The organism is Pseudochelatococcus lubricantis (assembly GCF_011762225.1).
Lineage (GTDB): Bacteria > Pseudomonadota > Alphaproteobacteria > Rhizobiales > Beijerinckiaceae > Pseudochelatococcus > Pseudochelatococcus lubricantis.
The window spans coordinates 142,447-155,562 of record NZ_JAASQI010000003.1; the positions used below are offsets into that span (position 1 = coordinate 142,447).

General features: G+C 64.9%; 12 protein-coding genes. 7 read left to right on the forward strand and 5 right to left on the reverse strand.

The genetic code is table 11. The features are described from left to right. The first annotated feature begins 175 nt into the window (after positions 1–175). The 4 genes from lepB to FHS82_RS07535 all read left to right on the forward strand — a co-directional run bounded on the left by lepB (position 176) and on the right by FHS82_RS07535 (position 4,352). Complete coding sequence (gene lepB / locus FHS82_RS07520) at positions 176–988, forward strand: signal peptidase I (protein ID WP_166950539.1); 813 nt, start codon at positions 176–178, stop codon at positions 986–988. Next, positions 988–1,677 (forward strand): ribonuclease III, encoded by a 690-nt coding sequence (rnc, locus tag FHS82_RS07525; RefSeq protein ID WP_166950542.1) that lies wholly within the window; start codon positions 988–990, stop codon positions 1,675–1,677. The genes lepB and rnc overlap by 1 nt, the downstream gene beginning before the upstream one ends. Beyond that, positions 1,674–2,615, forward strand: a complete 942-nt coding sequence (gene era, locus FHS82_RS07530) for a GTPase Era (RefSeq protein WP_166950545.1) — start codon at positions 1,674–1,676, stop codon at positions 2,613–2,615. The genes rnc and era overlap by 4 nt, the downstream gene beginning before the upstream one ends. Before the next feature lie 72 nt (positions 2,616–2,687). Next, the gene (locus tag FHS82_RS07535) at positions 2,688–4,352 is read left to right on the forward strand and encodes a DUF6311 domain-containing protein (protein WP_166950549.1); all 1,665 of its coding nucleotides are present in this window, start codon (positions 2,688–2,690) and stop codon (positions 4,350–4,352) included. Positions 4,353–4,447: 95 nt separating this feature from the next. On the opposite strand, the gene topA is transcribed toward FHS82_RS07535, so the two are convergent. Beyond that, positions 4,448–7,273, reverse strand: coding sequence for a type I DNA topoisomerase (gene topA, locus FHS82_RS07540; protein WP_166950552.1), 2,826 nt, complete (start codon positions 7,271–7,273; stop codon positions 4,448–4,450). Between the two features lie 238 nt (positions 7,274–7,511). Between topA and FHS82_RS07545 the strand changes: the two genes are divergently transcribed. Together FHS82_RS07545 and FHS82_RS07550 are read left to right on the forward strand one after the other, a co-directional pair. Beyond that, entirely contained in the window at positions 7,512–7,919 is a 408-nt protein-coding gene (locus tag FHS82_RS07545) for a DUF2946 family protein (protein ID WP_208394141.1), read from the forward strand. A gap of 209 nt (positions 7,920–8,128) precedes the next feature. Continuing rightward, positions 8,129–8,710: a copper chaperone PCu(A)C gene (locus FHS82_RS07550; protein ID WP_166950558.1), complete on the forward strand. Its 582-nt coding sequence runs from the start codon at positions 8,129–8,131 to the stop codon at positions 8,708–8,710. Between the two features lie 133 nt (positions 8,711–8,843). Here FHS82_RS07550 and FHS82_RS07555 read toward each other — a convergent pair whose 3' ends face one another. From FHS82_RS07555 to FHS82_RS07570, 4 genes are all read right to left on the reverse strand, one after another. Continuing rightward, a complete protein-coding gene (locus FHS82_RS07555) occupies positions 8,844–9,311 on the reverse strand; it encodes a hypothetical protein (protein WP_166950561.1) in 468 nt (155 codons plus the stop codon). A 146-nt stretch (positions 9,312–9,457) separates the two neighbouring features. Continuing rightward, entirely contained in the window at positions 9,458–9,925 is a 468-nt protein-coding gene (locus FHS82_RS07560) for a type III secretion system chaperone (RefSeq protein ID WP_166950564.1), read from the reverse strand. Positions 9,926–10,218: 293 nt separating this feature from the next. Next, positions 10,219–10,674, reverse strand: coding sequence for a DUF983 domain-containing protein (locus FHS82_RS07565; protein ID WP_166950566.1), 456 nt, complete (start codon positions 10,672–10,674; stop codon positions 10,219–10,221). A 33-nt stretch (positions 10,675–10,707) separates the two neighbouring features. Further along, positions 10,708–11,682, reverse strand: coding sequence for a lysylphosphatidylglycerol synthase domain-containing protein (locus tag FHS82_RS07570; protein ID WP_166950568.1), 975 nt, complete (start codon positions 11,680–11,682; stop codon positions 10,708–10,710). 474 nt (positions 11,683–12,156) lie between these two features. Here FHS82_RS07570 and FHS82_RS07575 point away from each other — a divergent pair, with 474 nt between their 5' ends. Next, complete coding sequence (locus FHS82_RS07575) at positions 12,157–13,071, forward strand: ABC transporter permease subunit (protein WP_166950570.1); 915 nt, start codon at positions 12,157–12,159, stop codon at positions 13,069–13,071. The last annotated feature ends 45 nt before the right edge of the window (positions 13,072–13,116 follow it).

Below are 13,116 nucleotides of genomic sequence, written 5' to 3' on the forward strand. Positions count from 1 at the left end.
CAGAGCCCGCTGTTCATATTGCTTTGGATGCCCGGCTGTTCACCCTTCCCGGCGCAGCTGTTGCAAAACATTGCGATTGCGTGACCTTCCGAAAAATCCCGTTTCCCTCCGTCCGAAAACCGGTTACACACGGAGATTGCGTGGCGGGTGGCGGCGCTTGATGAGTGGACGGAAGATGGAGCGAAGTGGCGTCAAGCCCGACAAGGCGGATACGGCAGGCGTGAGCGAGAATCGCAGCAAGGCGGAAATCCGCAAGGAAAGCGGCTTTCTCGATACAGTGAAGGTGGTCGCGCAGGCGCTGCTGATCGCGCTCGTGGTGCGCTCCCTGCTGTTCCAGCCTTTCAACATCCCGTCCGGATCGCTCATCCCGACACTGCTCGTGGGTGACTACCTGTTCGTGTCCAAATATGCCTATGGCTATTCGCGCTTCTCGTTCCCGCTCGGTATCGTGCCGTTCGAGGGGCGTATCCTGGGCGCGGAGCCGAAGCGCGGCGATGTCGCGGTATTCAAGTTGCCGAAGGACAATTCCACCGACTATATCAAGCGTGTCATCGGCCTGCCGGGCGATACCTTGCAGATGATCGATGGGCGGTTGTTCATCAACGGCAAGATGGTCGAGCGTGAGCGCATCGGCAACTACCGGGACGACGAGGACACCACGCCCGGCACAGGGCCTGAGGTGCCGATGTACCGCGAGACGCTGCCCAACGGCGTGAGCCACGTCGTGATCGAGCGCTATGGCGACCGCGGCCCGTGGGACAACACGCCGCTCTACAAGGTGCCCGAGGGACACTACTTCATGATGGGCGACAACCGCGACAACTCCGCCGATTCGCGCGACATGAGCACCGTGGGCTATGTGCCGTTCGACAATTTCGTCGGCCGCGCCGAGGTACTGTTCTTCTCCATTGACGGCGTGCCGGCGTGGCAGGTGTGGAACTGGCCGACGGCCGTGCGCTGGGAGCGCCTGTTCAGCCGGATACATTGATGCCCGATCTCGCTTCGCTCCAAGAGCGCCTCGGCTATGTCTTCGCCGACGCCGGTCTGCTGGATATGGCGCTCACCCATGTCAGCGCGATCCCGACGCAGAAGATAAAGTCCTACCAGCGGCTCGAATTCCTGGGCGACCGGGTGCTCGGCCTTGTGGTCAGCAACATGCTCTACGCAACCTTCCCCAACGCCGAGGAAGGCGAGTTGTCGCGCCGGCTCGCGGAACTCGTGCGCAAGGAAAGCTGCACGGAGGTGGCGCGCGGCTGGCAGGTCGGCCCGCTGCTGCGGCTCGGCGAGGGCGAGATCACGTCGGGCGCGCGCGACAACGCCGCCATCATCGCGGATGTGTGCGAGGCGATCGTGGGCGCCGTGTTTCTCGATGGCGGCTTCGACGCGGCGCAGGCGCTGGTCGAGCGGGCGTTCGAGGCGCGCATGCACGCCCCGCGCCGCCCGCTGCGCGATGCCAAGACAGCGCTGCAGGAATGGGCGCAGGGCCGGGGGCTCGCCGCGCCCACCTATGAGATTACAGACCGCAGCGGCCCGGACCACGCGCCGCGCTTCCGCGTCGCTGTCCGGGTCGATACCATGTCGCCCACGGAAGGGCAGGGCACCTCGAAACGCACCGCCGAGCAGGACGCCGCCGCCCGCTTCCTGTCGCGCGAAGGAATCCGGATCAGCCAGTCATGACGGACGAAAACCCGCAGCAGCCGCAACCGTATGAAGCTCCGCAGACGCGCTGCGGCTTCATCGCCCTCATCGGCGCGCCGAACGCCGGCAAGTCCACGCTGCTCAACGCGCTCGTCGGTGGCAAGGTGTCCATCGTCTCCCACAAGGTGCAGACCACGCGCACGCTGGTGCGCGGGATCACGATCGAGGGCGATGCGCAGCTCATTTTCGTCGACACGCCCGGCATCTTCCGCCCGAAGCGCCGGCTCGACCGCGCCATGGTGACCTCGGCCTGGGGCGGCGCGGGCGACGCGGACGCCGTGTGCCTGCTGATCGACGCCCGCCGTGGGCTGGACGAGGAAAACGAGGCCATTCTCGACAAGCTGCCGGACGTTCGCCGGCGCAAGATCCTGATCCTGAACAAGATCGACCTCGTGCCACGCACGGCGCTTCTGGCGCTGGCGGAAAAAATCAACGCGAAGCTGCCCTTCGACGAGACGTTCATGATCGCCGCCCTTAACGGTGACGGCGTGGCGAGCCTGCGCAAGCGTCTCGCGGAGCTGGTGCAGCCGGGGCCATGGCTCTATCCCGAGGACCAGATGTCCGACGCGCCGCTGCGCCAGCTCGCGGCCGAAATCACGCGGGAGAAGCTGTTCGAGCGCCTGCACGACGAACTGCCCTATGCCTCCACGGTCGAGACCGATCAGTGGACGGTGCAGAAGGACGGCTCGATCCGGGTCGAGCAGACGATTTTCGTGGAACGCGAGAGCCAGCGCAAGATCGTGCTCGGCCATCAGGGGCAGGCCATCAAGGCCATCGGCTCGCGCGCGCGCGTGGAAATCGGCGAGATCGCGGAGGCGAAGGTGCATCTCTTCCTGTTCGTCAAAGTCCGCGAGAATTGGGCCGACGACCCTGCTCGCTACCGCGAGATGGGGCTGGAGTTTCCGCGTGGCGGATGATATCAGCTGGCAAGTTTTCCGTTTGCCAGAGTAATCGCTGGCCGGATCGGTGCTTTGTTGGAGACTGGCGCGATGCGTTCCGGCGACGACAGGTTTTCTGCCGTTCTTTCCTATCTTTTTGCATTCATACTCGGGTCATATATCAGCCTGGCCGTCTTCCCCGCCGATTTCATCTGGCCGGCAGCGGTGGCGCAGCATCCGTTCCATCAGGATTTCTCGCAACACGTCGTCGGCCAACGCTATTTTATTGCCGATGCATGGCGCTGGCCCCCGTTCGAGGTGCCGTCCCTCAACTTTCCCGATGGCGTCCATGTCGGGTTCACGGATTCGATTCCGGCGCTCGCCGTGCCTCTCAAGCTGCTGTCGTTCCTGCTCCCGCCCGGCTTCCACGGCTTCGGCCTGTGGTACATTCTCGCATGGATCCTGCAGCCCGTTGCCGCCGTCTGGTGTCTGCGCGCGGCCGGCGAACGGCGGTTGCTGCCAGCCGCCTGCATCGCCCTGATCGCCATCAGCATGCCGACATGGTGGAGCAGGTTTCTTCATGCGTCGCTGTGCGGTCATTTCCTGATCTGGATCGTGCTGGGCACGTATTTCCACCTGCTGCGCGACAACCGGGCGCTCCATTGGGTGTACGCGGCGCTCGTGCAGATCGTGATCCTGTTCGTGCATCCCTACCTGTGGGCGATGACGGCGGTCATCCTGTTTGCCGTGCCGCTCACGTATTTCTTCAACGGCGACAGCCGCTGGCGCACCTCGCTGCCCGCGAGCGTGCTCGCCGTTGTGGCGAGCGTCGCGACGGCATGGGCCACCGACTATCTCGGCGCGCACGGCGGGCATGGCTACGGCATCTACGGCATGAACCTGCTGTCGCCCTTCTGGCCCGCCGGTTCATCGCTGCTGCCCTTCGGCCTGCCCATGCTCTACACATCGCCGGAGGGGGCTTGGGAGGGATACCAGTATCTCGGCGCTGGCATGCTGGCCGGCCTGGTGTTGCTCGTTCTCGCGCGGCGCAGCGCCCTGGTGGGGGACCTGCGCGCCAACATCGGCCTGGTGCTGGTGTCGCTCTTCCTGACGGTCTTTTCGCTATCCAGCACCATCGGGATCGGCGGTCGCATCTTCCCGAACGTCTACGCGACGAACGGCTTCCCGTCTTTCATCGAATCGCTGTTCGACCATTTCCGCTCGTCCGGGCGCATGTTCTGGCCCGTGGGATACCTGCTCGTCCTCGCGGTCGTGATGGGGCTGGCGCGAATGGGCAACGCCGTGCTCGGGACGGTGCTGCTGCTCGCGGTCGCCGTGGTCCAGTTCGCCGACAACCGGGATGCGCGCGCGACGCTGGCCTCCAGCCTGCGCCACGATCGGCCGGCGTGGCTCTTCGATGTCGGGCGCGTGCGGGAGGCGGTTTCGAAGGCCTCGGTTCTCCGGATCTATCCGCGCTGGGAATGCGTGCCGACTGCGGACATCCCGGCCGAGCACCAGAGCATCACCCAGTTGCTGACCGTCGCTTCCGAGACAGTCGTGCCGGTCAACACGATGTACGTGGCGCGCTGGCACAACATGCGCAACTGCAACGACGAGCAGGAGGCCGCGGAGCCCCTGGCGCCGGGCGAGGTGCGCATTCTGGGCGTGACCGTGCGCGACCGTTACGGCCCGCACATTCCGGAGGCGGATCGTTACTGCCAGCGTGTGGACCAACTGCTGCTGTGCAGCCGTCCCGCTTCGACACAAGGCGGGTAATCGGCGGGTAATGATGCTCCTGCGGACAGCGAAGGTGCCCCGATTTCAGCGTGCCGGGTGATGTGTCGGCGCAGAAGGACGGGGCGGGCGGCCGTTCACTCGCCCGCCGTCGCCTTCTTCGCGGTGCGGCTGCGCGCGGCCTTGGCCGGCTTGGCCGCATCCGGCTCCGCGTCGCTTTCGGTGTTAGCCGCCGTCTTGCTGGCGGCCGTCCTCCGGGCGGTCGTCTTTCTGGCGGTTCCGGCTGTTGTCTTGCTAGCCGCCGCCTTGCCGGCGGGCTCCTTTTCGGCAGCGGTCTTGGCCGGGGCCTTCTTCGCGGGCGGTTTCTTCTTGCCCGCCACCCGGCGGGCACGGATGAGGGCGACCGCTTCCTCAAGGGTGTAGCTGTCGGCCTCCACGCCCTTGGGCAGCGTGGCGTTCGTGGTGCCATCGGTCACGTAGGGGCCGTAGCGGCCGGCCTTCAGCGACAGGGTCTTGCCCGTCTCCGGCTCCTCGCCCAGCACCTTGCCGGGATCGGAAGAGCCGCCGCGCCGCCCGCCGCCCTGTTCCTTGGCGATGATCAGGTCGATGGCGCGGTTGGCGCCGATTTCCAGCACGCTGTCGTCCTTGCCGAGGCTGGCATAGGTCTTGTCGTGCTGCACATAGGGGCCGAAACGGCCGATGCCGGCCTTGATCGGGTTGCCGCTCTCCGGATGCGTGGCGACGGTGCGCGGCAGCGACAGCAGCTTGAGCGCGATGTCGAGATCGACGTTGTCGGGCGCGAACTCGCGCGGCAGCGTCTGACGCTTGGGCTTTTCTTTCGGCGTGGCTTTCGTCTTCCGGCCCTTTTTCGGCACGTCGCCGCTGCTTGCCTCAGGCGTCTCCGGTGCCTCGGGCGCGTCCGGCGCGTCGCCGCCGAGCTGCACATAGGGGCCGTAGCGCCCATCGCGCAACGAGACCTCCAGGCCGGTTTCGGGGTCGGTGCCGAGCACACGCGGCCCGCCGTCTCCGCCCCCGCCTTCGCCGTCGCCCGAAAGCTGGCGCGTGTAGCGGCATTCGGGATAGTTCGAGCAGCCGATGAAGGCGCCGAACTTGCCGATCTTCAGCGACAGCCGGCCCGAGTTGCAGGCAGGGCAGGCGCGCGGATCGCCGCCGTCGGCGCGGGCGGGGAAGATGCGCGGCGCCAGCACGTCATTCAGCGAATCAATAACTTGCGTCATGCGCAGTTCGCGCGTGCCCTCGATGGCGGCGATGAAATCGCGCCAGAAGTCGCGCAGCACTTCTTTCCAGTCGATCTCGTGATTCGACACGCGGTCGAGCTTTTCTTCGAGGTCGGCGGTGAAGTCGTACTCGACATAGCGGCTGAAGAAGCTCTCCAGAAACGCTGTGACGATGCGGCCCTTGTCCTCCGGCACGAGGCGCTTTTTGTCGAGACGCACATATTCGCGGTCGCGCAGCACGGCGAGCACCGCGGCATAGGTGGACGGGCGGCCGATGCCCAGCTCTTCCATGCGCTTGACGAGGCTCGCCTCGGTGAAGCGCGGCGGCGGCTCCGTGAAGTGCTGGGTGGCGCGAATCTCGCGCTTGTCGAGCGAATCGCCCGCCTTCATGGCCGGCAGGCGGCCGCCGTCCTCGTCCGCGTCGTCGTCGCGCCCTTCCTGATAGAGCCTCAGGAAGCCGTCGAACACCACGACCTGCCCGGTGGCGCGCAGGTCGAGCACGCGGGCGCCCACCTGCGCCGTGATGTCTGCGGTGGTGCGCTCCAGCCGGGCCGATTCCATCTGGCTCGCGAGGGTGCGCGTCCAGATCAGCTCATAGAGCTTTGCCTGCTCGGGGTCGAGATAGCGCGCCACGGCATCGGGCGCGCGGCCGGGGTCCGTGGGGCGGATGGCCTCGTGTGCCTCCTGCGCGTTCTTGGCCTTGGTCGAATACTTGCGGGGGGCGTCCGGCACGTAGGCATCGCCGAAGGTGCGGCCGATGACCGCGCGGGTGGCGCTCACGGCCTCTGGCGCCATGTCGACGCCGTCCGTTCGCATATAGGTGATGAGACCAACGGTCTCGCCGCCGATCTCCGTGCCCTCGTAGAGGCGCTGCGCGAGCTGCATGGTGCGCGCGGGCGCGAAGCCAAGCTTGCGCGAGGCTTCCTGCTGCAGCGTGGAGGTGGTGAAGGGCGGCTGCGGATGGCGCCGCGCGGGCTTCGCCTCGATATTGGCGACGGTGAAGGCGGCGGTTTCCAGCGCATCCTTGAAGGCCTGGGCTTCCTCGCCCTTGCCGATGTCGAGGCGGGTGATCTTCCTGCCGTCCGCGCCGACGAGGCGCGCCTCGAACGTGGCGCCCTCGCGTGTCGCCAGAACCGCGATGAGCGACCAGTACTCGCGCGCCACGAAGGTCTCGATCTCGCGCTCCCGGTCGCAGACAAGCCGCAGCGCCACGGACTGCACCCGCCCGGCCGAGCGCGCGCCCGGCAGCTTGCGCCACAGCACCGGCGACAGGTTGAAGCCCACCAGATAATCGAGAGCACGGCGTGCCAGATAGGCATCGACGAGTGCCTGGTCGATCTGGCGCGGATGCGCCATGGCGTCGGCGACCGCGTCGCGCGTGATGGCGTTGAAGGTCACGCGCTCGATCGGCAGGTCCTTCAGCAGTTTCTTCTGCGCCAGCGCCTCGATGACGTGCCACGAGATGGCTTCGCCCTCGCGATCCGGGTCGGTTGCGAGGATGAGCTTATCGGCGCCCTTCACAGCGCGCGCGATGTCCGCGACGCGCTTGGCGCCGCGGTCCTCAAGTTGCCACACCATGGCGAAATCGGAATCGGGATCGACCGAACCGTCCTTGGCCGGCAGGTCGCGGATGTGGCCGAACGATGCCAGCACCTCGTAATCCGGGCCGAGATATTTGTTGATCGTCTTCGCTTTGGCAGGCGATTCGACGACAACGACCTTCATGATTCCATCCCCGACGGCTGAAAAACGATTGCACTTGAGTTTTGTGCAACGGGCGGGATAAGTGGGGGCAAAAGGGGCGCAAGTCAAATGCTGCGGTGCACCTCTTTCCAAAAAGATCGCGGTGTGCCGCCGTTCCGGCGATCATGCAAGCTGCCCGTTCCCGTTTCCCGCAAGGCGTCACATGACTGGCATCCCGGACGCAACATCCTGTATACGCTCGCTGAATCGGGCCACGCGGATGGCGCTGCCGGTGCTGCTCGCCTATGCGATATTCGCGCATCTCATCGTCGTCTCATTCGGTACGGTTACGCTGGCGGCAGGGCTGCCGTGGGGGGCCGGAGCCGCCGGCACGCTTGCCGCCGGGCCTTTCGCCGCCATGCTGTGCCATCCGGGCGCGCTCGTGGAAGAGGCCTCGCCCGGCAAGCGCCCCCCGGGCGATATGCCACACGGCAAGCAGCACTGGTGCTGCGGTCCATGCCTGTTACAAGGGTCGGAGCCTTGGGCACCGGCGGCTGCTTTCATTACCTTTTCCCATGAACGCGCTGCTTCCGTCATCCGCTGGCACTCCGGGCGCGAGACGGCGCTGGCTTCGTTCGCGGTCGTGCCGACAGCGCGCGGCCCACCCGCCGCCGTCCGCCGGACATGAAGAATCACAGATCCCGGTCCGATCGAATGTGAATGGACCGGGGATTCCGTAACAAATCCGAAGCAACGCAACCGAATCGCCGTTACGCTTCGACCGTTCGCCGTCGAACTGCGGGGCTGGAGCCGCGCATGGATATCCGGTTCTGGACATCCGGTTCGACGCCGCACCGTGGATTGCGCGGATCGACGACCGCGCCAGGGAGACAGATCATGACTGCATTCATCCATGCCACCCACGCCCGCCGCCTTGCCCGTGTTCTGGCACAGGCGTCGTTCGCGACCGCGCTGGCCGTCGCGGGGGCGGGCGCTCCTGCCGCTTTCGCCCAGTCGTCCGCTCCGGCGCACGGCGCACAGCAGCAGGCGGAGCAACACACCGGCATCGCGATAGAACAACCGTGGTCGCGCGCGACCGCCAAGGGCGCCCGCGTCGGTGGCGGCTATCTGGGCATCACCAACACGGGTAACGAGGACGATACGCTCCTCTCCGGCTCGACCGACGTTGCCGAGCGCGTTGAGATTCACGAGATGGCGGTCGTCAACGGCGTCATGAACATGCGCAAGCTCACGGACGGCCTTGCCGTCCCCGCCGGCCAGAGCGTCGCGCTCAAGCCGGGCAGCTATCACATCATGCTCATCGGCCTGAAGCGCCCGCTGCGCGAAGGCGAGACGTTCGACGCCAGCCTTGAGTTCAGGAATGCCGGGACCGTTCCCGTAACCTTCACGGTACGCGGCATCGGCGCGCGCGACGCCGATGGCCACCAGGGCATGCAGGACAAGCCGAAGGGGCACTGACGTGAAGGGGCACTGACATGCCGCGACGGGGACGGAAACTCCGTCCCCGTCGCGGCGATGGTTCTCCAAGGCGGTCGCCGCCTTTCGTGCCAGATGGCGTGGGCGCGGCGATTGAGCGAAGCGCAGCGATATCCTACGCCCGCTGGGCGGAGGGGACGAAGCGCATGGTGAATATCCGTCCAGCTACCGCGCGGCCGAAGGACGAGGTAAACTGCAGCGGCGTGCATGCGTTGAAGGCGTCCGCAATGGAGTTCAGAAACGCGCGCGCCCGCTTGTCGCTTTCGCCGAGCCGGGCGAAAGTGATGCGCGGCGGCCCCATGAGCGAGCCGTCACGCCGGAAACTGAAGCGTGCCGTGGCGGAAAGCCCTTCGGTGCCGTGCGGTGGCTTCCAGCAGGCCATGAGTGCGGGGCCGATGCCCCTTGGCGTGTTGATCTCTGCCGCTGACGCTGCCGCTGTCGTGAGGGAGGCGACGCCAAGCGAAGCCGCTAGCAACGCGATGCGGACCGCCCGAGGCCATGCGGCCGCCGGTGACGCCGAGACAGCACGCGAACCTGCAGGCGCGGGACCGTGCAGGGCAGAGAGCCGATCGACGGGACGCATGTTTTTCTCCTCGGTCTGAACCTGCAGCGCAGAATACATCACAAGGCGAAAAATTGGATGCGCGGGCGGAAACTTTTATGCCGCGCCACCGCAGCCCCGGGATAGCGACGCCTGAGGACGGGCTCGCCGCTCGCCGGGCCACCGAATCACACACGCAGGGACGCGAGTTGCTCCCCGGCGGAGACCGCATCCGGCCTCGCGTCGGCGGTAAACTCGCGCGAGGAGATCAGGTTCCGCCAGGCTTCCGCGACGTTGACGGACTGACGGAAGAACTCCTCGAACGCCGCCTGCTCCAGCCCTTCGAAGGACAGATGATCGGCATAGATCAACCGGTTTTCCTGCCTGTCGAGCCCGATTGCACCCGTGCCGACGAGAAGCCCGGCGAGATTGACCTCAAGCAGATTGGCATAACGCTCCGTGTCGACCGCTGCCGGCAGGTTGCCGATCACGGACAGCAGGATGAGGTGTCTTTTGTCAGGATCGTATTGGGCGTCGATGACGATGTCGTCGAAGGTGAGGCGGATGGCGTTATTGTCGTCCAGCTTCAGATCCGGAAGCCCCAGCTTGCGGCCGAATTCGGAAAACAAAAACGTTGGGTCAGCGAGGGTCGACATGCCCATGTTCTCCCTTGAAAAGGCTGAAACAGGTAATAGAAAAGAAAACATTCAAAACGATGCGTATTTTAGGGGAGCTAACGACAATGTCAAACCGCGCCAAAGAATTACCGCAAGTAAAAATAAATCATAATGAAAATATTTATTTTATTTTCACATTATAAATTCATTTATACATATAATATATAATAATTATTATATGTATACAAGATAAATATTATATCTTGAGGTAAAAATTTTTTACTGACAGAGATATACAATGCAACGACATTCCGCAGCGAGCACGCAGACGCTCATTGTCCGGCGTCGGAGTGTGTTCCCGGATTGCCGGTGCCGTCCGTGGAGGGAGAGGTCGTTTCCTTGCGTGCGGCTTCGAAGCGCGCCTCTTCTGCCTTGTGCCTGTACTGCGAGCAGACAAGCCAGCCCTTGGCTGGGCGCAGCACCGCAAGGCAGCCGATCAGGATGAGCGGGAAGGTGGTGAAGAAGTGCACCCACAGCGGGGCGCCGAACGTCATCTCCAGCCAGATGCCGAAGGCGAGCGCCGGAATGCTGCCGATCCACATGGCGAAGAACGCCGGACCGTCAGCGGGATCGGCGAAGGAATAGTCCAGCCCGCAGACCTCGCAGCGCGGGGCGAGGCTCAGGTAGCCCTTGAAGAGATGGCCCTCGCCGCAGCGTGGACAACGGCCGCGCAAACCCAGCCGGAAGGCGCTCTCAGCCGATTCGGGGATGTCGTATTGGGTCGTCATCGAGAAAGCTCCTGAAGAAAACTCCCGCAAACGTCAGGCGGCCCTGTCGACCTTGTCCGCGTCCGCGTCGCCGTGCAGCGTCCGCGACAGGCGCGATCGCTCGAAAAGGATCACGACGATGATCGCGAACGCAAGCGGCAGGATGAGATAAAGCAGCCGGAAGACCAGCAGTGCGGCGAGAATGTCCGACTGCGAGAGCTGCTCGTTGGCCATCGCGTTCAGGAACACGAACTCCAGCACGCCGAGCCCGCCCGGCGCGTGCGAGATCAGCGCCAGCGAGAAGGAAGCGAGAAACACGCCAAGCACCACGAAATAGCCGGGGTTTCCGGCATCCGGCAGCGCAAAGTGAATGATGGCCGCAGCGCCGATCAGTTCCAGCGGCGCGGCCATGAGCTGGCGCACGGTGATGCGCAGGCGCGGATAATAGACGGCGAACTTGCCGATCTTCAGCGGCTTGAACTCGCGCCACGAGCCGAGCACATAGAGCGCGACGAGGGCGAGCAGACCGAAGCCCACGAGACGCGCCAGCCACACCGGCGCATCGATGAAGCGCAACACGATTTCCGGCTCGCCCACCAGCACGAGCCCGCCGAGCAGCACGGTGCCGAGCGCGAAGGTGAACGAGCACAGCGCGACGAGCACGCCGACCTCGGCAAGGCTCAGCCCCATGCTGCCGTAAGCGCGGAAGCGCACCATCGCGCCCGAGAGCACGGAGGCTCCGATGTTGTGGGACAGCGCATAGGTGGTGAACGAGACCAGCGACACCACGACCCACGAAATCTTGCGCCCCAGGTGCAGCAGCGCGATCCGGTCGTACCAGGCGAGCGCGCCGTAGGCGACAAGGGTCGCGAGCACGCACAGCATCCAGCGGTGCGCGCTGATGTTGGCCACGCTGTCCCACACCTCGCTGGCCGAGATGTCTTTCAGTTCCTTGAACAGAAGCCAGAATGAAAAGACGACCGCGATAAGGCCGATGACCGGCCAAACATACTCAAGCTTCTTCTTCATTGGCTCTCTGGCATCTGATTCCGGGCGGCGGCAAGTCTGGACATCAAGCCTCGACATCATGTCACAGGGGGGCCGGACGACAGGCCTTCGTCGCAAATCGAGGACGGCGGGACAGGTTCCGGGCAGGCCGGCACCCCGCGACGCGCCGACAGCGCCGCAAGTCATCTGTGCCCCACGCGCCCGTTCGCCGCAAGAGGAATTCGCCTTCGGGCGCATTCGTCGCAAGGCGAAGTTGCACTGCGGCAATCTTGTTTCACACCGTTGTCGGGGAAAAGCGGTGGCGTGACGTGGACGCGGCAGTGTATTTCTGTCATTTATGACGTCGACGAGTCTTGCTGGGGCGACGGCGTCGTCGTATCCGTGCGGGGAATGCATAAAAGGCACGACGCCGGACCACCGGTGCGCGCGATAATCGGAATGTATGGCGGCGGGCGGAACGATCCGCGGCGGCGCCATTCAGCGGGTGGGGCTGTCTTGGCTTATTTTGTCGACCAGTTTGTCAACGGGCTGACGCTTGGTGCTGTGTACGGCCTGATCGCCATCGGCTACACGATGGTCTACGGCATCATCGGCATGATCAACTTCGCCCACGGCGAGTTGTTCATGATCGGTGCATTCATTTCCCTCATCGTGCTGCTGCTGCTGGCCCAACTCGGCGTCGCCTCCGTGCCGGTGGCCATTCTGATCACGCTCGTCCTGTCGGCGGCGTTCACCGCCCTGTGGGGTTATGTGGTGGAGCGGATCGCCTACCGGCCGCTGCGCGGCGCCATGCGCCTCGCGCCGCTCATCTCCGCCATCGGCATGTCGATTCTGCTGCAGAGCTTCGTGCAACTGGTGCAGGGCGCCGGGCAGAAGTCGCTCGCGCCCATGATCACCGGCCGCGTCGTCGTCGGCGAGCTGGACGGCCAGCCCGTGGAGATCGCGGTCGTGCGCATCGTCATCATCGCGGTGACGCTGGTGCTGATGACGGCCTTCAGCCTGTTCGTCGCCCGCACCAGCTTCGGCCGGGCGCAGCGCGCCTGTGAGCAGGACCAGAAGATGGCGAAACTGCTCGGCATCAATGTCGACCGCGTCATTTCGCTCACCTTCGTCTCGGGCGCGGTGCTCGCGGCGGTGGCGGGGTTGCTCTATACGGTCTACTATGGCTCGATCGATTTCTTCATCGGCTTTCTCGCCGGGCTGAAGGCGTTCACGGCGGCGGTGCTCGGGGGTATCGGCTCGCTGCCGGGGGCGATGCTCGGCGGATTGCTGATCGGGCTCATCGAGGTATTCTGGGCGGGTTATGCGACGGCCGAATACAAGGACGTCGCCGTGTTCGCCATCCTCGTGCTCGTGCTCCTCTTCCGGCCGACCGGCCTTTTGGGTCGCGCCGTCGTCGAGAAGGTCTGAATGCAGGTTCGACCTTCGCATCAACCAGAATCTAGCGTGGTCCAG

Bases quoted from the DNA above. Each gene is read 5' to 3' on its own strand.
- lepB (WP_166950539.1), top strand. From the start codon at position 176: ATGGAGCGAAGTGGCGTCAAGCCCGACAAGGCGGATACGGCAGGCGTG.
- FHS82_RS07570 (WP_166950568.1), bottom strand. From the start codon at position 11,682: ATGAAGAAGAAGCTTGAGTATGTTTGGCCGGTCATCGGCCTTATCGCG.
- era (WP_166950545.1), top strand. From the start codon at position 1,674: ATGACGGACGAAAACCCGCAGCAGCCGCAACCGTATGAAGCTCCGCAG.
- FHS82_RS07555 (WP_166950561.1), bottom strand. From the start codon at position 9,311: ATGCGTCCCGTCGATCGGCTCTCTGCCCTGCACGGTCCCGCGCCTGCA.
- FHS82_RS07560 (WP_166950564.1), bottom strand. From the start codon at position 9,925: ATGTCGACCCTCGCTGACCCAACGTTTTTGTTTTCCGAATTCGGCCGC.
- rnc (WP_166950542.1), top strand. From the start codon at position 988: ATGCCCGATCTCGCTTCGCTCCAAGAGCGCCTCGGCTATGTCTTCGCC.
- FHS82_RS07535 (WP_166950549.1), top strand. From the start codon at position 2,688: ATGCGTTCCGGCGACGACAGGTTTTCTGCCGTTCTTTCCTATCTTTTT.
- FHS82_RS07565 (WP_166950566.1), bottom strand. From the start codon at position 10,674: ATGACGACCCAATACGACATCCCCGAATCGGCTGAGAGCGCCTTCCGG.
- FHS82_RS07550 (WP_166950558.1), top strand. From the start codon at position 8,129: ATGACTGCATTCATCCATGCCACCCACGCCCGCCGCCTTGCCCGTGTT.
- FHS82_RS07545 (WP_208394141.1), top strand. From the start codon at position 7,512: ATGGCGCTGCCGGTGCTGCTCGCCTATGCGATATTCGCGCATCTCATC.
- topA (WP_166950552.1), bottom strand. From the start codon at position 7,273: ATGAAGGTCGTTGTCGTCGAATCGCCTGCCAAAGCGAAGACGATCAAC.